Here is a 20,989-nt window from a genome sequence, read left to right on the forward strand (position 1 = left end):
TACCGGGAAATAGCCATTGGCATTGAATAAAAACATTTGAATAAACAACTATTTTGGATAAATTAAAACAAGCGGGATTATTTGGCAACGGCCTTGTAAAGGTTACCGGCAGTTTGGTAAAACGCTACAACGGATGTTTGGCATTGCTCGGCGTTTCGGCTAGCAAATTAACCACATTTTCGGTCGATGCCGCTGGATGGAGCCCAGAAATTGCCGATGAAAAAAACAATAATTTTTATCTTAACATTGGAGAAGCAAACGCCAATGCTATCATTGTTTCGCCACAACAAGAAGGTAAGCCCGTCTTTATGCCCTACCACAGTTTTGACCGAAATTTAATGGAGGCGGTCTTTGCGGCCTATCGCAATCAGATTAAGGATATTACCAAAGATTCCGCGCTGGTTGTACAGCTAGATCAGAATATTGATGCCTATTACGAACCTTTCGATTTGTTGAATTACAACAAAATTGCCATTAGTTTTCTTGTACTCGATGACCTTCAAACAAAGCAAAAGGAACAAAATGAACTTATAAAATTATTCGAAACAGGAAATAACTTTATCAATCGTGAAATTCATCAAAAACTAATTGATTCTGCTACAAAATATGGCGATTTGCGCAATCGGAAACTTCAATTAGCAGACCTGAGTTTAGATATTACTTCGTTTTACACAAAAGCTTTTGGCGGTGTATTTGTATTACAGGATTTTATTAAGCCAATTCTCGTTTTTGAATCTAAGGAAACCTTCAATCAAGCCATTAAAAATACAACCTACGACGTTTTATTATTTCACATTCAACACGACGAATTGTTGTCCACGCTTAAACGCGATATAATAACGGAGATTAATTTTGTGAAAGCTGTTAAAAAAGAGCGCTACGAACGTGTAAAAAAACATCTTTTTTCAACTTATTTAAGTAATACAGATCACCCAATTTCCGAGATATTAAATAGTAAATTGTTATTTAAAAAATACTTAAATGAATTGCCTATCGCAGCACAAAAACAAATTATGTGTGTAGAGATCTTTAATCAGAAAAAAAGCATCGAACCCAATTTGGTGGCCGAAAATTCGATAGAACCTTACTTTATAAAAGCCTTACAAGAACCGCACTCGTCATTGCAACCTGAAAATCAGGAGCTAATCTGGCAGCTTTTAACTAAGGTTATGCCTGTAGATCCTGTATATTTATATTGGTATGATAAAGAAAACTTTTACAGGCAATTTGCTTTGTGGACCGATAGTTACAAAGATTGGGCAATAGATTGTATCTTAGAAGCACTTAAAAACGAAACACCATGACCTTTGAAATCATAGTTTTTATCGCCGCTGTTTTATTTGGAATTCTCTTGTATTGGACCGAATCTAAAAGCAACCGACTTTACCGATTTTTCAACAAACTTACGCATAGCAAAGAGTTGCAGATGAAACCGGAAAGCCGAAAGGGATTCGTGCATCAACAAAATTTCCTGATGCGCTTTGTTTGGATTACCCTGATGTATTTATTGGCAGCCATTGTAATTGCAGTGGTTCTGCCTTTTGTGGTTAACTATATTCAATACTTTATTTCGGCAATCGTAGCTACAATTCTCGGAACTTATATTGCTTCGCTTTTTCTTTTTGCACGAGATAAAACGAAAAAAGAAAATCTTGAAAAGGCATTTGCCAAAGGAAAAGAAACCATTGGAGAGTTTACACAGGACATTCGTGATAATTTTGACTCTGAGGAAGAAATTGACCCAGAGCCTAAGACTAGTACAAAACCTGATGAACCCAAGTTAAGTGCGCGCGAAAGATTAAAAAACAAAGGCATGATTAAATAAATAATTACGGCTAGACCATTGACGGAAAAGATATTCTGAGAGCGTACTTTAAATTAAAACTGACGATTTATTTGAAAACAATGTACATTTAATTTTGAATTGATGGGGATAAGAAATTATTGGCAAAAAGGACCAAAGCAAAAAAGAATACTTTTAATCAGCGGGATAATTCTGCTGTTATTGCTATTCTTTCTACGCGACGATTATCAACCTGTGCTACTTTTTCTGCGCAAATTTATTTTTTTAATACTCATTAGCTTGCTGTTTTTATGGTTTACGCTTTCAAAATTTAGAAGTGCAACCAGCGGCGGAAAACGGGTGCTTATATTGTTGGGAATTGCGGCATTTTTTGTAACCAGTTGGTTTTTTGGTTGGCAAATTGGCCTTTATAAATACATGCAATCTTACAATGTGTTTAACAATCTGAAATTAATTGAACTACACGAACTCCCCTTAACCCAAAACGAACGAATTCAGCCATTTAACAATATTGTTACCATGGCTTATGAAAGCATTGGCGAAACTCAAGAGGTATCGCATCCACATTTGGTTCGGGTAGATAGCTCCAACAGATGGACTATGGCCGTACAGCCAGCTAAAGAATATACTTGGCAACGAATTAACGACAATACCAAAGAACTCTTTTCCGTGGAAAGCACCTCCCCTTTTCCGCGATTTTCAGATACCAACAGAATACCAGTAACCTTTTCTATCGGCGAATCGCTCGCTTTTAGCCGAAACACCTACAATGCAGTGGTGCAGCGCTTTAATATTCTTCAGCTATTTAATCTTGAACCTGAACAGGTTTATTATATGAAAAACGACAGCGGCAATTGGGTGCAAGTAGTAAGTTTAATTAGATGGAAAGGTTTCTTTTTTCCTTATCCAGCCTACGGTGGCGTAATGGTTATCGACGCCGGAGCGCATGGTTTTTCAGATTATTTAGAGCGAATTACAATTGGGAAAGGTACGTATATTCCACCCGACGAAATAAAGAACCATCCGTATTTAACCCGTCAAAATACATTGTCGGAAAGGGTATCGAGACTCGAAGCACAGTCCTTGCAATTTTTAGCCGGTTTTACAGATCCTTTACCGTGGAATATGGAAACTGCTGTAAAAATTCCCGATTTGGCAGACGATGAAAATCAGCAACCTTTTGTAACCGATTTCAATTTTAACGGGATGGATGTAGATGCCTTTAGTGGGTTATATCATTGGTTTGGCCTAGAGCCAATTGGCGAGGAGCGTACCAGCTTATCATTTAGCGTCCTCGTACCGGCAGACGGTACAGATAAATTATACTATTATAATCACGCAGCAAAAAAAGAAGGCTTGGCAGGTGTAAGTGCCATGCCCCTAAAGGTGATTGAATCGAGAAAGGAATACGATTGGTCTGTAAATAAACCTGTAGAGTTTAGGCCATTTATAAAAGAAATTGCCGGAAGAAAACGATTGTTCGTTCTTTCAACGGTAACTTCAAAACGCGACAACAGCAAAAAATTTGACGGAGCTGCTACCCCAGATTTAGCTTTAATTGACGTAGAATATCGCGATGTTGTCTGGGTAGATGCGAAACACCCGAGCGAGTGGAATTCAAAAATACTTGAGCAATTGGGCGAAACTTGGAAGGCTTCGGAAGGACTCACGGATAAAGATTTATATCCAGAAAAAGTTGAAATTGATGTACAACCCGTTATTGAGAGAGATTCAGTTTTAATTCAAGTGAATGGAATGTAAAAAAATTTGCCTTGCTACAAAACAAAATCACAAAATCTATTAAAAATAGATACCTACTCTTTCTATTTACTATAATTCTTATTATAGTAACAGTTTTATTTATTGTATATCGCAGCATCACAATTCAAACTTCCAATCTTCAACTTGTAAAAATTACATATAACCAAAGTTTTCTTGTGCAGAAAATCTTTGCGGCCACCCACCTTTTTGATACGCACGAATCTTATAAAATCGATCCGTTGCATGTAAAGGAATTCAGTGAACTAACTGCTAAATTTGAAATTTTTCAAAAAAAATTAATAAATCAATCCACTACCCCTAATGTAAATGCAAAGGGCGATTCGTTAATTAAAGCTAGCTTACCCATTGCAAATATGCTACTTACTTCCGCAAAAACCTTTACTGCGGCCAATGATCCAATTACGACAAAAAATGCGTTGACAGCGATTCAAAATGCGGCAACGGAGTACAATATTATTATCAATAAAATTTCTGACATACACGTAGAACTTGAAGAGGATCGTCTGTTAAATTTAAGACGTTCAATGTACTTTTTTGGCACTATTTCAATTTTACTATTATTGGGAGAATATATTTTTATCATTGTTCCTACATTGAATCAATTATTTCGAAAAAACGAACAACTTACCCAATCTAATAAAGAATTAGCAAGTTCAGAAAGCACCATATTGGCTTACGTGAAAGAACTCGAAAAACTAAAACTAGATTTAGAAAGACAGGAAGAATACAACAAAATATTTATAGAACAAGCGCCTACTGCCATTGCAATGCTAGATAAGGATATGAAGTATATAGCGGTATCGCAACGTTGGATAGAAGATTATAAGATGCAAGACCAAGAAATTATTGGCCGGTCTCACTACGATCTCTTTCCAGAAATTGGTGATGAATGGAAGAAAAACCATCAAAAATGTTTGCAAGGAGCCATAGACACTTGCGATGAAGCAATATTTAAACGTGCTGATGGTAGCGTACAATGGATTTATTGGGATGTACGCCCTTGGTATATCTCTGAAGGTGAAATTGGCGGGTTATTGATGCATACTGGTGATATTACTTCCATTAAAGAAAGAGAATTTGAAAAAACCCGTATTCAAGAAATTTTAGATAAAACCAATGAAGTTGCAAGAATAGGAACTTGGGAAGCAAACCTACAAACCCAGAAAGTACTCTGGAGCAAAGTGGTTTACGATTTACATAAAGTGCCCTACGACACAGAAATAGATATTGAATCTGCAATTAATTATTATAAAGCAGGTAAAAATAGAGACCTTATAAAACAAGTTGTTCACGAAGTTATTACTCAAGGAAAGCCCTACGATGTTGAAGTTAAGGTAGTAACAGCCGATGGATCTGAAATTTGGGCCCGTGTAATAGGACAACCGGAATATAGCAATAATGAGTGCGTTGGAATTTTAGGTGTGTTTCAAGATATTACTAATTTTAAAAAGGCCCAATTAGCTTTAGATAAAGCACATAATGAATTAATGGCAATTCTAAATTCGGGTCCCATATCAATTATTTCTTCAGATACAAATGGAGTAATAACCCATTTTAATCACGGTGCAGAAAAAATGTTAGGTTATTCTGCCGATGAAGTTATAGGAAAGCTGAGCCCCGAGATATTTCATCTTGAGGAAGAAATGGAGCAATTTAGATTAGATATGGCAAATAAAATGCACGTTAATCCAACCAAATTTGATCCCTATGAGGCCCTATTTAAGTTAAATTATGACGACACGCGCGAATGGACATATAAAAGAAAGGATGGCTCATCTTTTCCAGTACTATTAACAGTTACAGCCATTAAAAACCAGCGCGGTAAAAGCTTAGGACTGCTAGGAATGGCCCTTGACATTACTGCCCGTAAAAAAACTGAAAACGAATTAGTAAAGACCAACTACTTACTTAATACAGTGGTTGAGATAACAAAAATAGGCCATTGGCAATGGAATCTTGCAGCCGATAAGGTTGAATGGTCTAGCCATTTACACAAAATATTCGATCTTGAGGAAGTGGAAACCAATTTAAAGTATGATAGTTATTTTAATTTCGTTCATCCGGACGATAAAGATCTAGTAACTACCTCCGTAGAAAATGCCATAGCTACTAAAGTATTTGAAAAATACACACATCGTATAATAACAGCAAAAGGCAAATTAAAAACACTGCAACTCTTAGGAGAGGTATTTACAAATGACAGCGGAGAAGTAGTTGAAATGATTGGTACAGTACAAGACATTACCGAGCAAAAACTGGTAGAAAACAAATTTAGAGGGCTTTTGGAATCTGCACCCGATGCCATGGTAATTGTAAATGAACGTGGAGAAATTCAACTTATTAATAAACAAGCAGAAAAACTTTTTGGATATCACATTGACGAATTGTTAAACCAACCCGTAGAAGTCCTAATTCCAAAAAAATTTAAAGGTCAAAACAATCACAAAAACCAACGAGACAAATTCTTTACAAACCCAAAAGTTAGGTCCATGGGAGCGGGTAAATCTGAAGTTTTATACGGTATAAATAAAAAAGGAAAGGAAATTCCAGTTCAGATAAGTCTGAGCCCTTTGCAAACAGAAGAAGGTCTTTTGGTATCTGCCGCGATTCGGGATATTACTACACAGTTAAAAACAGAACGTAAAATTATTCAAGCCAAAGACAATTTAGAAGTATTAACACAGCATTTATCTGCACAAAACAAACAATTAGCAGAATTCGCTCAAATAACATCGCACAATTTACGAGCTCCCGTAAGTAATTTAAATGCCTTGTTACACCTCTACGATATTTCAGAAAGCCAGGAAGAAAAGGAAGTATTGTTTACCAAATTTGAAACTGTAATTGAACATTTAACTTCAACCTTAAACACGTTAATAGAAGCTCTTAAAATGAGAACTCGCGAAAAAGCCGAGTTAAAAATTGTTTCCTTTCAAGATACATTCAACAAAACAAAAGAAATACTTTCAGGACAAATTATTAATACCAGTGCAAAAATCACAACAGATTTCACAAAAGTTTCTAAAATTAAATACCATCAAACGTATTTAGAAAGTATTTTTCTTAACTTAGTTTCAAATGCTATAAAATATCGATCTCCTGAAAGAATTCCTGAAATTTTAATCAAAGCGGAAATTGTAGATGGAAAAATTAACTTAACAGTTCAAGACAATGGTCTTGGAATTGATTTAGAAAAACACGGTCATAAATTGTTTGGCTTAAACAAAACCTTCCACAGACATCCAGATGCCAAAGGAGTGGGACTTTATTTAACCAAAATTCAAGTAGAAACTTTAAGAGGTTCTATATTTGCCACAAGTGAAGTGGGTAAAGGCTCAGTTTTTACAATCGTATTTAATAATAAACCGTATGAATAATCTTCAAAACATCTGCATAATTGATGATGATAGCATTTACCAATATGCCATTACTGCTACTATCAAAGCTTATAAGTTAGCAGAAAACGTTTTGGTGTTTTCAGATGGCGAAGAAGCGTTAGACTTTATAAGGGAAAATGCTGAGAACAATGATAATCTACCTGATATAATTTTATTAGATATTAATATGCCGGTGATGGATGGTTTTCAATTTATAGATGAATATAAATTGATAAAACCAAGAATGGAGAAAAAAATAGTAGTATATATGGTTTCTTCCTCCGTAGATCCGCAAGATATTGAAAAAGCAAAAGCGATAAGTGAAATTGCAGACTATATTATTAAACCAATCAGACCGAAAGAATTGGCTTCTATTGTAAGTTCATTTTTTTAATTCTGAATATTTTTTAAAGCAATATAGTTGCAAAAATTAGTTACTTCGTTATACTTTAAAAATCATAAAATTATTTTGAAATTTCTAAACCAGCTAAGCAGGATTTACAAACTTATACTATTTCTGATTCTAAATTTTGCTTGTTTTAGATACCAGCATGCTGTTTGCTGGAAAAGGACCAAAATCTAAAATGTTGAAGTTGATGATAAAAATTCTGGTTCTGCATTAAGAGCTTTGCGGAAACTTTCTATTGACTACGAAATTGTTGAATGAACGGCACCCATTAATTAATTCTAAATAAGCATTCAAAAATTGGATATATTATGAAATCAATTCGCTTCTATTACTTTTTCCTTTTTACCCTATTATTTATAGGTTGTAAAACAGCATCAATAGCTGTAATACCTACAACAGAAGTTTCAACCTTTGAGAAATTAGCTTCGATTAAAAATATAGTAAGTATTGAAAAAAGAGCCGTTACGAGTCATTTTGACGAAAACTATGAGCTGTGGTTTGAACAGCCTATCGATTATAACGACGTATCAAAAGGTACCTTTAAGCAACGCGTTTTTTTAGGGTTTGAAAATCCTTCGCAACCTGTTATCGTTGAGCTTAGTGGCTATGGAATAGGTTCAGAAAACGCGGGCGAATTAGCCGGTCATTACAACGCCAATCAACTTTCAATTGAGCATCGTTATTTTAATAATTCACGGCCAGAAGAAATAGACTGGAATACATTAACTGTTGAAAATGCGGCTAAAGATCAGGCTACTATAATTAATGCAATTAGAAATGCCTTATATCCAAATGCAAAATTTATTTCTACGGGAATATCGAAAGGTTGCCAAACAGTTATGGTACATCGCCTCTATTTTCCAGAAAATGTAGATGCCTGTGTTTGCTACGTTGGTCCGTTAAATTTTAAAAAGGAAGACGACAGGATTTTTGAGTTTTTAAAAAATGTAGGGACGGCTGAGGAAAGGCTAAAAGTCAAAAATTTTCAAGAATTATGTTTCGAAAATAGAGCAGCCTTATTAGAAATACTAAAAACAAAGGCCGCAGAAAATGATATGTCTTGGGAATTCGGTATAGAAAAAGCTCTCGATTATTCAATATTGGAATATGCCTTTGCGTATTGGCAATGGGGTGTAGATGGAAATACAATTCCGTTGTCAACAGCTTCCGCAGAAGCTATTTACAAACATTTATTTGATGTTGTAGGTTATGGTTTTTTTGAAGAAAAATCTGTAGAAAAATTACAGCCGTATTTTTGGGCAGCCCTAACGGAACAAGGCATTTATGGCTATGAAACAATGCCGTTTGAAAAATATCTACATACAGATAAAATGTACACTTTTGATTGGGCTTTTCCTGAAGGGGTTACAAAAGCTTTCAATTTAAAACCTATGCAACGTATAAAATCATTCTTAGATACAAAGGCAGAAAAAATGCTCTTTATTTATGGCGAATACGACGCTTGGAGTGCTACAGCTGTTGCCTTAACCGAAAACGCAGACAAACGCGAACTATATAAATTCATAAAGCCTGAAGGTGACCATAGAACACGAATTAAAAGCTTTAGCGCGGAAGAGCAGAACCAAATTTATGGTATTATAGACCGCTGGCTGGAGGACTAGATATAAGACCGCTGCGCTCTAAAACGAGTGATGTTAACTATTCTTCGGTTTTAATAATCACGAATAAGTTGTTATAATTTTTCACACATAGCCTTTAACCATTCCACTTCATCATTATTTAATAATGGCGATAATTCCTGCAAAACCATTTGATGATAGGAATTAAACCATGCTATTTCGGAATCTGTGAGTAGCGATTTGTCAATGAGTTGTCTATCAATCGGGAATAATGTGAGGGGTGTAAAGCCTAAAAACTCACCAAATTCAGTAGTTTCTTTGGCAATTGAGAGCACTATATTTTCAATCCGAATACCATAAACACCCTTTTTGTAACACCCCGGTTCTATAGTGGTTAATTGATTTGGCAAATGTGCTGTGCTCCCACTACTCGTTGCTGGATTGGTTGTAAAACCTTGTGCGGGTTCGTGTACCATTCCAAAACTACCGATACCGTGACCCGTACCGTGAGGATAGTTTAAACCTTGATTCCACAGGTGAAATCGAGCAAATGCATCCATTTGCATGCCAACGGTACCTTTAGGGAATTGCAATTGTTCAAGTGCTATATATCCTTTTAAAACCGAAGTATAGGCTATTTTTAATTCAGAGGTTGGCGTTCCACCCAACCAAACAGTGCGCGTAATATCTGTAGTGCCATCTTTGTATTGCGCGCCGCTATCAACCAGCAAAATGTCTTCATTTTTAACCATTGCAGCGCCATTTTCTGTAGCGGTATAATGAATTATTGCGCCATTGCCTTTGTAGCCCACAATTGCCGCAAAGGATTCGCCCACGTACAAATCCTGTTGTTTCCGAAAGCCTTCCAATTTTTTACCAATTTCATATTCTGAAATTGATCGTGCCGTAAGCTCCTTTTCCAACCACATAAAAAACTTAGTTAGCGCCACCCCGTCTTTTAACATGCAATTTTTTGAGCCGGCTATTTCAGTTTCATTTTTAATAGCTTTCAATTCTTTTGCTAGTGAATTTTGAAATAAAAATTTACTCTGCACTGCACTGTAAACCGCATAATTTAAAGAAGAAACATCTGTAATAATCTTCTTATTGGCGTCTAATTTTTCAAACGCATCAATTGCTAAATGATAATCTATAATTTCAATATTCAAATTTGAAAACGAAGCAATTGCAGAGGCAGAAAATCTATTTCTATCACAAAATAAGTGGGTGTTTTCAAGTCCTACTAAAGCATAAGCGGTGACTAGTGGAGTGAAATCCACATCTTGCGAACGAATATTAAAAAGCCAAGCAATTTCATCTAAACTCGAAAACAGGTAGTAGTCGGCTTTCGCATTTGTAATTTTATTTTGAATCTTTTTTATTTTTGAAGCTGTTGATTCGCCGCTGTATTCTAACGGATGAATATTGACTGGAAAATTCGGCAAAGCAGGTCTATCAATCCAAATTTCATCAATCAAATGCGGTATGTTTTTAAGCGCAATATTTTTCGATTTCGAAATTTCCTTTATATAGTCTATTTGGGCTTTGGAAAACTGTAAAAAATCTAGGCCAATATCAGCGTTTTCCTCCAAACTATCAACAAGCCATTGCACGTGTTCGGGCGCGTGTGGAATAGATTGTTTGTGCAAGTTTATGTTATAGGTTTGGCATTCGTCTTCAAACTGTAAAAAATAACGCGAATCTGTCCAAAGGGCAGCTTCATTCTTCAATACTACCAACACACCCGCCGAGCCAGAAAACCCCGAAAAGTGTTCCCGTATTTTCCAGTGCTCCGCAACGTATTCGGATTGGTGGGGATCGGTAGATGGAATAATCACTGCGTCTAAATTATATTTAGTTAGCTGTTGCTGCAGATTTTCTAGTCTGTTATTGATCATCTTATTATTAAAGTTTTATCGCCGCGAATTCAGAAATGATGGGTTTGGGCACTGTATTTTTTAGTATCGAATTTTAAAAAATAAAAATAACAATAACTATTCAATTAACTGGGAAGTTTGGGAAGAAACCAAACGGTATGGGTTCGGCTGTCAAACTTTTTTAAAAGCATAACAATGAGAAAAATTAACTGTATTTTAGTGGAAGAAAATCTATTGAAACTAAAAAAACGGTTATGAAAAAAATTGTCTTTTGCTTACTCTGTAGCTTTATATCTATTGAAACAAATGCGCAAAGTTTAATAGGTGCATGGGAGCGTGTTTATACGTCGGAAGATGGTGAGAATTTGAGAAATGTGCTGGTTTTTTCAGAAAAACATCAGGTATTCACCACCTACAATGCAGACTCAGGTGAATTTATTTCTACCGTTGGGGGAAGTTGGAAACTGGATGACAATACAATTACGGAAGAAGTTGAATTCAACTCAGCGAATCCCGAAAAAGTAGGTTCTAAATCAAGTTTTCAGGTGGTTATAAACGATTCAATTATTGAATTTGAAGGAAGCAATGTAAAAATGAAAAGGATAGATAACGGTACTCCCGGCCAATTACAGGGTGCTTGGTTGATGTCTGGCAGAATTAAAGACAGAAAAATGGAAATACGAAATACCGAAACCCCAAGAAAAACAATGAAAATTTTATCTGGCACCCGTTTTCAGTGGATAGCATATAATACTGAAACGAAAAAATTTATGGCGACGGGGGGCGGAACTTACACAACTAAAGATGGAGTTTACACTGAAAATATAGAATTTTTTTCTAGAGATAATTCCAAGGTTGGACTACAACTTAAATTTGATTACAATTTAAAGGATGGCAATTGGTGCCATTTGGGTTTTTCAACCAAAGGAGACCCTATTAACGAAGTATGGAGCAAAAGAAAATAATTTTTCTAATTGTTTTAAAAGTTGAAATAACAGTTTCCGAATTTTGAGAATAGCCATAATTACCGATAACTTTAAAGCGCTTAACGAATTAAAAATGCGCAAAAATTTTACAACCACTTTTTGCGTTTAAAATACCACAATAATCCAAAAAACACCAAAATCATAGCGCCCCAAAGGTAGTAGTAGCCATACCTAAAATGAAGTTCGGGCATGTGGTCAAAATTCATCCCGTAAATACCCGCCATAAACGTTAGCGGAATAAATATGGAAGCCATAATGGTAAGTACTTTCATCACCTCGTTCATCTTATTGCTGATGGTGGTCATGTACATATCCATCAAGCCCCAAATCATATCGCGGTAAATTTCAACACTTTCATTCACTTGGATTATATGATCGTATAGATCGCGAATGTATTTATTGGTGCGTTCCTCGATTAACGAAGTTTCAATTTTTTCCAATCTATTTATAACTTCCCGAAGGGGTAGCACAGCGCGACGAATTTTTAAAATTTCCTTTTTAAGTTCTTGAATTTCCTCAGTAATGTTTGGATCTTCCTTATCGTCAAAAAGTTTATCTTCCAGCAATTCAACCTTATTGCTTAAAAATTCAATTACCGAAAAATAATTATCAACCACCGCATCCAAAATTGCAAACATTAAATAATCTGCTCCGGCATTTCTAATTCTACCTTTACCATTCTCCAGACGATCGCGTAAATCATTAAAAACATCACCTTCGGCTTCTTGAAGGGTCACCACATAATCTTTCCCCACCACCATACTAATATGCTCAATAGTAAGTTGCTCATTATCGTAATGCAGCATTTTAAAAACTATAAATAGGTATTCTTCGTATTCGTCAATTTTTGGCCGTTGATATGTACTTACAATATCTTCTTGGATTAATGGGTGCAGTTCAAAATGATTGCCGAGGGCGATAATATCCTGCGTGTTGCTCAGACCGTTAACGTTTATCCACGTAATATTTGTTGAATCCTCATAATTAAATGCTTCCTCAATATTATTTGTTTCAAAACGATGGAAATGTTCCTTGGAATAATCTATAATATCCAGTTCAGTAACCGTAGTGGTTTTTTTACCCGTATAGGCAACCGTTCCTGGTGAAAGATTCTTTGCTCTTTTGGGTTGAATTTTAGTGGGTTGCGTTTTTCTTCTTCTTTTGGCCGCCATATAGAAGTAAATTGTTTTTCTAAAGGTAGGAAAAAAGTATAAATCTATTTTGAAATATGCCGCTTCCGAAGTATTCTTTCAACATCGTTTAACGTAAAACCCTTTGCGCGAAGCAAAATTAAATAATGAAATAGTAGGTCGGCGCTTTCGTTTAAAAATAAGTCGTCATTGCAATCTTTTGCTTCAATAACCACTTCTATTGCCTCCTCGCCTACTTTTTGGGCAATTTTATTGATGCCTTTTCTGAAAAGGGATGCGATGTAAGAATCTTCATTTTCCGAATTGTCTTTTCTATTTTGAATTATGCTTTCCAATTCTGAAAAAAAACCAAAACTTGAAACATTCTCTGCTTTCCAGCAAGTGTCGGTGCCTTTGTGGCAAACGGGTCCCGTGGGATTTACCTTTATTAACAACGCATCGTTATCGCAATCTACCGCGATGGAAACCAGATTTAAAAAATTGCCGCTTTCCTCCCCTTTTGTCCAAAGCCGTCGTTTACTTCTGCTGAAAAAAGTAACCTGTTTTGATTGATTGGTTTTTAAAAATGCTTCCTCATTCATATAGCCAAGCATCAACACTTTGCTTGTTAAAGTATCCTGAATTATAGCTGGTACAAGGCCATCGTTGTATTTTTTAAAATCTATTTCCATATTGTTAGAGTCTAACAGGGAGGCCCTGGATTTGTAATTCTTTTTTTAAATCAACCACAGCTATTTCCTTAAAGTGAAATACACAGGCAGCCAAGGCTGCATCGGCCTTTCCGTAGATAAATGTATCTGTAAAATGCTGAATCCTTCCCGCTCCACCCGAAGCAATAATTGGAATATTCAGCTCTGTGGAAAGTTTTGCCAAAGCATCGTTCGCAAAACCGTTTTTTGTTCCGTCGTGATCCATGGATGTAAAAAGTATTTCGCCTGCCCCGCGTTGTTCCACTTCTTTTGCCCATGCAAACAAATCGAGTTCGGTAGGCACCTTTCCTCCTACCAAATGCACTTTCCAATGGCCGTCAATCTGTTTGGCATCAATTGCCACAACAATACACTGCGAGCCAAATTTTGAAGCCAAATCATTTATCAATTGCGGATTTTTTACTGCGGAAGAATTTATTGAAATCTTATCGGCGCCATTATTCAATAGTATTTCAACATCATCCACAGAAGAAATTCCACCGCCCACAGTAAAAGGAATATTGATGGTTTCTGCGACTCTTAAAACTAAGTCGGCCAATGTTTTTCTGCGTTCTTCAGTTGCTGAAATATCCAGAAAAACCAATTCATCGGCTCCGTTTTCTGAATAGAATTTTGCCAATTCCACAGGGTCACCAGCATCGCGCAAATCAAGGAAATTGATGCCTTTTACGGTTCGGCCATTTTTAATATCGAGACACGGTATTATTCGTTTTGTTAACATAAGAAGTACGAGTTACGACCGACGAGCGACGAACGGAAAGATGAGCCGGGAGTTACGAAGTTTTGAACTATTTTTCATAGTCTTTTTCTTGCAGTTTTTATGGAAGCTACTGTTATTGCCACTAACTCATCACTTTTATTGTTTAATGTTTTGATATTTTCGATATTATTCAAATTAATTTCTAATAATATCTCCAACCAAAACATACTTTCATCTGCTTCCTCCTCTACAATTTTTAACTTGTTTATAAAATCACGATCAGATTTTGCTCTGTTGGCGGCCCGATAATTTTCACCAACAGAGCTTGATGATCTAATAAGTTGACGTACAATCGAGTCGAATTCTCTTGACTTTGGAATTTTAGTACACAATGCCAAACAATCCAAAGTAAAATTTTTAGTTCTAGCCTTTAAATCCTGCATAATGCTATGTTTTAATGTTAGACAAATTCAATTTAAAATTAATTTTAATTATTTATAACCTTTTATTTTATTCATAACAAATAACTCAACCCTCGTTGCCCAGCATTCATCGCTCGTAATTCGCCGCTCGTAATTCGTCGTTCGTCATTCGTCGCTCAAACCTAGTTGTCCAAAATATAATTTTCCAATTGTTTTAAATTAATTCTGTTTTCATAAATGGCTTTTCCAATAATAACTCCTTCACAGCCAATTTCAGCGAGTTTTGGAAGTTCTTCAAATGTTGAGATTCCACCAGAGGCAAATAGCTTCAAGGTAGGTCTCGACTGCGCTCGACCTGACACTGTAATTTCTTTTAAAATTTTACGATACAAATCAAACGAAGGACCTTCCAACATCCCATCTTTACTGATGTCTGTGCAGATAACATATTCAATTCCATGTTCAACATAATTTTGAATAAATGGTATCAATTCCAAAGCTGAATCCTCGGTCCATCCACTTATTGCCACTTTTTCATCTTTGGCATCGGCACCCAGAATTATTTTTTCGCTTCCGAATTTGTCTAACCAAGATTTGAAAATTTCAGGGTTTTTCACCGCAATACTCCCACCTGTAATTTGGCTGGCACCACATTCAAAGGCAATGCGCAAATCTTCATCGGTTTTTAGTCCGCCGCCAAAATCAATTTTTAAATTTGTTTTCGAAGCGATTTCTTCCAAAATATTGTGGTTTACAATGTGCTTGCTCTTTGCACCGTCTAAATCCACCAAATGCAAATATTTTATTCCGTGAGCCTCAAATTGTTTTGCAACCTCCAAAGGGTTTTGGTTGTAGACCTTTTTTGTACTGTAGTCTCCTTTTGAAAGACGGACACATTTGCCGTCTATTATGTCTATTGCTGGTATTATTCGCATTTTTAGAATTGAGATATTAGTATTGAGATTTGAGATTTAAAAAGTTTTTTAAAATTTGTTCCCCAGCGGTGCTACTTTTTTCGGGGTGAAATTGAACGCCGTAAAAATTATCCTTCCGCAAAGCTGATGAATACTGAATTCCGTATTCGCTTGTTGCAATTGCTTCTTTACAAAGCGGCGCGTAAAAACTGTGCACCAAATACATAAACTCATTTTCTGAAATATTTTTAAACAGTCCTGATTTCAGGTTTTGAATTTGGTTCCACCCTATTTGTGGCACTTTCACACTGTTTGGAAACTTTATTACCTCTACATCAAATATTCCCAAACCCTTCGTATTTCCTTCTTCCGAAGAATTGCAGAGCAACTGCATTCCCAAACATATCCCTAAAACCGGTTGTTTCAAGGTAGGTATAACTTCGTCCAAACCCGCCTCCTTCAATTTAAGCATCGCGCTACTAGCCTCACCTACACCGGGAAAAATCACCTTATCTGCTTGGCGGATTTCAATTTCATCATTGCTCAAAATTGCCCTGATCCCTAATCTTTTCAAGGCAAATTTGATACTTTGAATGTTGCCGGCTCCGTAATTAATTATTACGATTTTCATGATTCCTGTTTTAATTTCTCGTCGCTCGTAATTCGTCTCTCGAACCTATAATTTCCCTTTTGTTGATGGCAAAATCATTTTCTCGGCGTCGCGTTTTACCGCCATTTTAATAACCTTTGCAAATGCTTTAAATATTGCTTCAATCTTGTGGTGCTCGTTGGTTCCTTCGGCTTTAATATTCAGATTCGCCTTGGCGCCATCAGTAAAACTTTTAAAAAAATGGTAAAACATTTCCGTGGGCATTTTGCCAATCATTTCTCGTTTGAAGTCCGCGTCCCAAACCAACCAATTTCTTCCCCCGAAATCTATTGCAACCTGCGCCAAACAATCGTCCATCGGCAAGCAGAAACCGTAGCGCTCCATTCCTAATTTTTCGCCTAATGCTTTGTTGAAAACTTCGCCCAATGCAATTGCGGTATCTTCAATGGTGTGGTGCTCATCCACTTCCAAATCACCATTTACAGTAATTTCTAAGTCCAATTGGCCGTGTCTCGCCAATTGGTCAAGCATATGGTCAAAGAAAGCAATTCCAGTGTTAATATTACTTTTTCCACTGCCGTCCAAATTCAATTTTATTGAAATATCAGTTTCGTTCGTTTTTCTCTGTAATTCTGAAACACGTTGCTCAAGTTTTAAAAATTCATAAATTTCTTTCCAATCGTTAGTTTCCTTAGTGATGTATTCTTGAATTTCTTCAGCTTTTATTGATATTTCCGTAGCGCCCAAATTTGTATTATCATTAATAAAAATTCCTTTCGTGCCTAAGTTTTTGGCAAGCTCGATATCCGTTAATCTGTCGCCAATTACAAATGAATTTTGAAGATCGTATTCTTCTGAAAAATACTTTTTAAGCAGTCCTATCCCCGGTTTGCGCGTGTCAGCATTTTCGTGCGGAAACGTACGATCAATTAAAACATCACTAAAATTAACGCCTTCATTTTCAAAAGCTTTCAGTATAAAATTATGCACGGGCCAAAAGGTTTCTTCGGGAAAAGAGTCAGTTCCCAAACCATCTTGATTGGTAATCATTACCAATTCAAAATCGAGCTCCTTTGCAATTTTTCCCAAGTAAGTAAACACTTTTGGGTAAAAATTCATTTTTTCAAACCCGTCAATTTGCTCATCTACGGTTTCTTTTATGATGGTGCCGTCACGGTCTATAAACAATACGCGTTTTTTCATTTATTTAATGTTTTTAATATATTGATTAGTTCTGTGTTTTCGGTTTTTGTACCAATGGTTATACGCAGTGTGTTTTCACAACGTGGCTGTGAACTTCTTTCGCGCACTACAATGCCGTTTTTTAACAATTGTGCGTAGCGTTTTTCGGCATCATCTACTTTTATTAAGATGAAATTCGCTTCGGTTGAAAAGATTTTTTCAATGAAATTAACTTGAACTATAGCTTTAAGTAGTCTTTTCTTTTCTGCTATTATTGAGCGTATATTCTTTTTTATTCTTTCTGTATGTTGAAATTGCCCAATAGCGCTTTGCTGCGTAAGTATATTAATATTGTACGGAGGTTTTATTTTGTTTAAAACCGAAATTATTTCCGCGGAAGCATAACAGATTCCCAAACGGATTCCCGCCAATCCGTATGCTTTTGAAAGGGTTTGTGTGACAATTAAATTAGGGAATTCGTCCAATCTCGAAATCCAACTTTCCGCGTTTGCAAAATCTATATAAGCCTCATCGATAACCACCAATCCATTGAAGGTTTTTAAAAGTTTCAAAATACAATCGGAAGCAATTAAATTACCCGTGGGATTGTTGGGTGAACAGATAAATAGAATTTTGGTACGTGTATCTGCTGTTCTTGAAATTTCATCCAAATCGGGCTGAAAATCTGCATCGAGCAGCACTTCCCTATTTTCAACATCGTTCAAATTTGCCAAAACGCCGTACATTCCGTAGGTTGGCGGTAACGTTATTACGTTATCTTTAGTGGGCTCGCAGAACGCCCTAAAAATTAGGTCGAGCACTTCATCGCTTCCATTTCCCAATAAAATTTGGTTGACAGGAATGTTTTTTTGTTTTGAAAGAATTTCCTTTAGCTTTCGCTGCTGCGGATCGGGATACCGGTTTACGTTAGTTTCAAACGGATTTTCATTGGCGTCGAGGAAAATCATTTCACTATCAAAATCCTTAAACTCATCCCGTGCGGAACTGTATGGCTTCATCTTGGCCACGTTTGGGCGAATTAGATTATTTATATTAAAAGCCATTTTATTCGTCGTTGTTATTTTTTAAACTTTTTAACCTAAGCGTCACAGCATTTTTGTGCGCCTGCAATCCTTCGGCTTCTGCCATTAATTCTATTGTTTTACCAATGTTCTGAATTCCCTTTTCTGAAATTTTCTGAAACGTCATACTTTTCATAAAACTGTCCAGATTTACACCGCTGTACTGTTTTGCGTAGCCGTTGGTTGGTAAGGTGTGATTGGTTCCCGAAGCGTAATCGCCAGCGCTCTCTGGCGTGTAGTTTCCAATAAAAACTGAGCCGGCATTTTGTATGTTTTCAATAAAAAAATCTTCTTCTTTTGAAATAACAATAAAGTGTTCGGGCGCGTAGGCGTTGATAAGCTTCATTGCTTCCGTGTTATTTTTAACCAAAATCAATTTTGAATTTACGATAGCTTTTTCAGCAATAGCTTTACGTGGCAGTTTTTTCAGTTGTTTCTCAACCTCCTTTTCCACTGAATTCAAAAGCTTTTTCGAAGTGGTAACTAAAACAACTTGACTATCTGCGCCGTGTTCGGCCTGCGACAACAAATCGGAAGCAACGAAAGAAATGTTGGCCGTATAGTCAGCAAATACTAGCAATTCCGAAGGCCCGGCGGGCATATCGATCGCTACGCCGTGTTTGATGGCAATTTGTTTGGCAACGGTTACAAATTGGTTTCCGGGACCGAAAATTTTGTAAACCGGAGGAACGCTTTCTGTCCCAAAAGTCATTGCACCAATGGCTTGAATACCGCCTATTTTAAAAATTTTGGTTACTCCGCACAGATTTGCGGTATATAAAATTGCCGGATTAATTTTGCTTTTTTTATCGGGCGGCGTGCATAAAACAATCTCTTTGCAACCCGCAATATTTGCAGGAATAGCCAACATTAACACCGTGGAAAACAAAGGGGCTGAACCTCCGGGAATATACAGTCCAACTTTTTGGATGGGTCTCTTTTCTTGCCAACAATTAACTCCCTCCGTAGTTTCAACCATAACACGTTCCGTTTTTTGGGCACTGTGGAATTTTTCGATGTTTGCTTTAGCAAGATTAATGGCAGTTTTTAATTCTTCGGAAACGGCCTTTTCCGAAGCCGCGATTTCTTCCTTTGAAACCAATATTTCCACTAAGGAAATTCCGTCAAAAAGTTGGGTGTATTTTTTCACCGCTGCATCCCCTTTCGATTTTACTTCAGAAAAAATATCGTTTACCGTTGCTTCTACATCGGCGATGGTTTGGGTGGGGCGTTTTAATAGTTCGCTCCAGCTTTCAGGTGTTGGGTTATATATTTTTTTCATCTTTTTAAATTCCAGATTCAAGGTTCAATTTTTTGTAAGTTTCAATTTATTGCTTACCTCCCGCAATTCGTCGCTCGTCGATCGTCATTCGTCGCTCGTCGCTCGTCGCTCGTATTTTAAAGTATCATTTTTTCAATCGGGCAGACTAAAATTCCTTCGGCGCCGGCTTGTTTCAATTCTTCAATTACTTCCCAAAAAGTATCTCGGTTTACTACGGAATGAATGCTGCTCCAGCCCTCCTCTGCCAGTGGCAGCAAAGTGGGACTTTTCATTCCGGGTAAAATTTTAATAATTTCATCAATCTTATCATTGGGCGCATTCAACAGTACATAACGTGAATCCCGGCCCTGCAAAACAGATTGAATCCTGAAGCGAATTTTGTCGAGAGTTTTGTAGGCATCTTCGGAAATAGTAGGAGACACGGCGAGAACGGCTTCACTTTTTAAAATTACTTCCACCTCCTTTAAATTATTTTTGAAAAGGGTGCTACCGCTGCTCACAATGTCGCAAATTGCATCAGCTAAGCCAATATTGGGCGCAATTTCTACACTGCCGTTGATAATATGAAGTTCGGCTTCAATTCCCTTTTCTTCTAAATATTTTCGGGTGGTTTCGGGGTAACTAGTGGCAATTCGTTTTCCGTGGAAATCTTCAATGGAATTATATTTAAAAGTCTTCGGAACCGCGAGGGAAACCCTGCATTTTGAAAACCCCAATCTATCGATAATTCCAATTTCCTCTCCTTTTTCAATTAAAAGATTCTCGCCTATAATGGCACAATCTACCACCCCATCTTTCAAATATTGCGGAATATCGCCGTTGCGCAGGTAATAGATTTCCAAAGGAAAATTAGTGGCCGAAGCCTTTAACTGGTCGCGACCATTGTCTATGTAAATGCCGCAATCCTTGAGCAGTGCAAGGGATTCATCGTGAAGTCGCCCTGATTTTTGTACTGCAATTTTAAGTTTTCTCATATAATTCTGTTCAGTTTAAGGAATAAAAAAACCCGTTTGATTGCTCAAACGGGTTTTGAATATTGTTGGGTTTACACAATAGCCATATCACCTCGCGAGCGCGTGGAGAGAAATATGGTGATGATGTAAAAATGAATTGTTCATAAT

At 36.6% G+C, this 20,989-nt stretch carries 18 protein-coding genes; 7 read left to right on the forward strand and 11 right to left on the reverse strand.

The window, feature by feature from the left end; genetic code table 11:
• The first annotated feature begins 53 nt into the window (after positions 1-53).
• The 6 genes from QCQ61_RS12530 (at position 54) to QCQ61_RS12555 (ending at position 8,994) form a co-directional block, all read left to right on the forward strand.
• A complete protein-coding gene (locus QCQ61_RS12530) occupies positions 54-1,304 on the forward strand; it encodes a DUF6638 family protein (RefSeq protein WP_279447993.1) in 1,251 nt (416 codons plus the stop codon).
• Complete coding sequence (locus tag QCQ61_RS12535; RefSeq protein ID WP_279447994.1) at positions 1,301-1,825, forward strand: hypothetical protein; 525 nt, start codon at positions 1,301-1,303, stop codon at positions 1,823-1,825. The genes QCQ61_RS12530 and QCQ61_RS12535 overlap by 4 nt, the downstream gene beginning before the upstream one ends.
• A 102-nt stretch (positions 1,826-1,927) precedes the next feature.
• Positions 1,928-3,565 carry a hypothetical protein gene (locus QCQ61_RS12540; protein ID WP_279447995.1) on the forward strand — a complete coding sequence of 546 codons (1,638 nt, stop codon included), beginning with the start codon at positions 1,928-1,930 and terminating at the stop codon, positions 3,563-3,565.
• Between the two features lie 11 nt (positions 3,566-3,576).
• The gene (locus tag QCQ61_RS12545; protein ID WP_279447996.1) at positions 3,577-6,963 is read left to right on the forward strand and encodes a PAS domain-containing sensor histidine kinase; all 3,387 of its coding nucleotides are present in this window, start codon (positions 3,577-3,579) and stop codon (positions 6,961-6,963) included.
• Positions 6,905-7,357, forward strand: a complete 453-nt coding sequence (locus tag QCQ61_RS12550) for a response regulator (protein WP_347814820.1) — start codon at positions 6,905-6,907, stop codon at positions 7,355-7,357. Before QCQ61_RS12545 ends, QCQ61_RS12550 begins: the two co-directional genes overlap by 59 nt.
• Before the next feature lie 323 nt (positions 7,358-7,680).
• On the forward strand, positions 7,681-8,994 hold the full coding sequence (locus tag QCQ61_RS12555; RefSeq protein ID WP_279447997.1) for a S28 family serine protease: 1,314 nt from the start codon (positions 7,681-7,683) through the stop codon (positions 8,992-8,994).
• 71 nt (positions 8,995-9,065) lie between these two features.
• On the opposite strand, the gene QCQ61_RS12560 is transcribed toward QCQ61_RS12555, so the two are convergent.
• Entirely contained in the window at positions 9,066-10,850 is a 1,785-nt protein-coding gene (locus QCQ61_RS12560) for an aminopeptidase P family N-terminal domain-containing protein (protein ID WP_279447998.1), read from the reverse strand.
• Between the two features lie 233 nt (positions 10,851-11,083).
• Between QCQ61_RS12560 and QCQ61_RS12565 the strand changes: the two genes are divergently transcribed.
• On the forward strand, positions 11,084-11,794 hold the full coding sequence (locus QCQ61_RS12565; RefSeq protein WP_279447999.1) for a DUF4488 domain-containing protein: 711 nt from the start codon (positions 11,084-11,086) through the stop codon (positions 11,792-11,794).
• 107 nt (positions 11,795-11,901) lie between these two features.
• On the opposite strand, the gene corA is transcribed toward QCQ61_RS12565, so the two are convergent.
• From corA to hisG, 10 genes are all read right to left on the reverse strand, one after another.
• Positions 11,902-12,987 carry a magnesium/cobalt transporter CorA gene (gene corA, locus QCQ61_RS12570; protein WP_279448000.1) on the reverse strand — a complete coding sequence of 362 codons (1,086 nt, stop codon included), beginning with the start codon at positions 12,985-12,987 and terminating at the stop codon, positions 11,902-11,904.
• Between the two features lie 44 nt (positions 12,988-13,031).
• Complete coding sequence (gene hisIE, locus QCQ61_RS12575; protein WP_279448001.1) at positions 13,032-13,637, reverse strand: bifunctional phosphoribosyl-AMP cyclohydrolase/phosphoribosyl-ATP diphosphatase HisIE; 606 nt, start codon at positions 13,635-13,637, stop codon at positions 13,032-13,034.
• A 4-nt stretch (positions 13,638-13,641) separates the two neighbouring features.
• Positions 13,642-14,397, reverse strand: a complete 756-nt coding sequence (gene hisF / locus QCQ61_RS12580) for an imidazole glycerol phosphate synthase subunit HisF (RefSeq protein WP_279448002.1) — start codon at positions 14,395-14,397, stop codon at positions 13,642-13,644.
• Positions 14,398-14,471: 74 nt separating this feature from the next.
• Positions 14,472-14,819: a four helix bundle protein gene (locus tag QCQ61_RS12585; protein ID WP_279448003.1), complete on the reverse strand. Its 348-nt coding sequence runs from the start codon at positions 14,817-14,819 to the stop codon at positions 14,472-14,474.
• 161 nt (positions 14,820-14,980) lie between these two features.
• Positions 14,981-15,733 (reverse strand): 1-(5-phosphoribosyl)-5-[(5-phosphoribosylamino)methylideneamino]imidazole-4-carboxamide isomerase, encoded by a 753-nt coding sequence (gene hisA, locus QCQ61_RS12590; RefSeq protein ID WP_279448004.1) that lies wholly within the window; start codon positions 15,731-15,733, stop codon positions 14,981-14,983.
• Positions 15,734-15,749: 16 nt separating this feature from the next.
• On the reverse strand, positions 15,750-16,343 hold the full coding sequence (gene hisH, locus QCQ61_RS12595) for an imidazole glycerol phosphate synthase subunit HisH (protein ID WP_279448005.1): 594 nt from the start codon (positions 16,341-16,343) through the stop codon (positions 15,750-15,752).
• A gap of 45 nt (positions 16,344-16,388) precedes the next feature.
• Positions 16,389-17,525 carry a bifunctional histidinol-phosphatase/imidazoleglycerol-phosphate dehydratase HisB gene (gene hisB, locus QCQ61_RS12600; protein ID WP_279448006.1) on the reverse strand — a complete coding sequence of 379 codons (1,137 nt, stop codon included), beginning with the start codon at positions 17,523-17,525 and terminating at the stop codon, positions 16,389-16,391.
• Positions 17,522-18,568 carry a histidinol-phosphate transaminase gene (gene hisC / locus QCQ61_RS12605; RefSeq protein ID WP_279448007.1) on the reverse strand — a complete coding sequence of 349 codons (1,047 nt, stop codon included), beginning with the start codon at positions 18,566-18,568 and terminating at the stop codon, positions 17,522-17,524. The genes hisB and hisC overlap by 4 nt, the downstream gene beginning before the upstream one ends.
• Position 18,569: 1 nt before the next feature.
• Positions 18,570-19,868: a histidinol dehydrogenase gene (gene hisD, locus QCQ61_RS12610; protein ID WP_279448008.1), complete on the reverse strand. Its 1,299-nt coding sequence runs from the start codon at positions 19,866-19,868 to the stop codon at positions 18,570-18,572.
• Positions 19,869-19,984: 116 nt separating this feature from the next.
• Positions 19,985-20,842, reverse strand: a complete 858-nt coding sequence (gene hisG, locus QCQ61_RS12615; RefSeq protein WP_279448009.1) for an ATP phosphoribosyltransferase — start codon at positions 20,840-20,842, stop codon at positions 19,985-19,987.
• Between the last annotated feature and the right edge of the window lie 147 nt (positions 20,843-20,989).

This window comes from Aequorivita marisscotiae (assembly GCF_029814825.1).
GTDB classification, from domain to species: domain Bacteria; phylum Bacteroidota; class Bacteroidia; order Flavobacteriales; family Flavobacteriaceae; genus Aequorivita; species Aequorivita marisscotiae.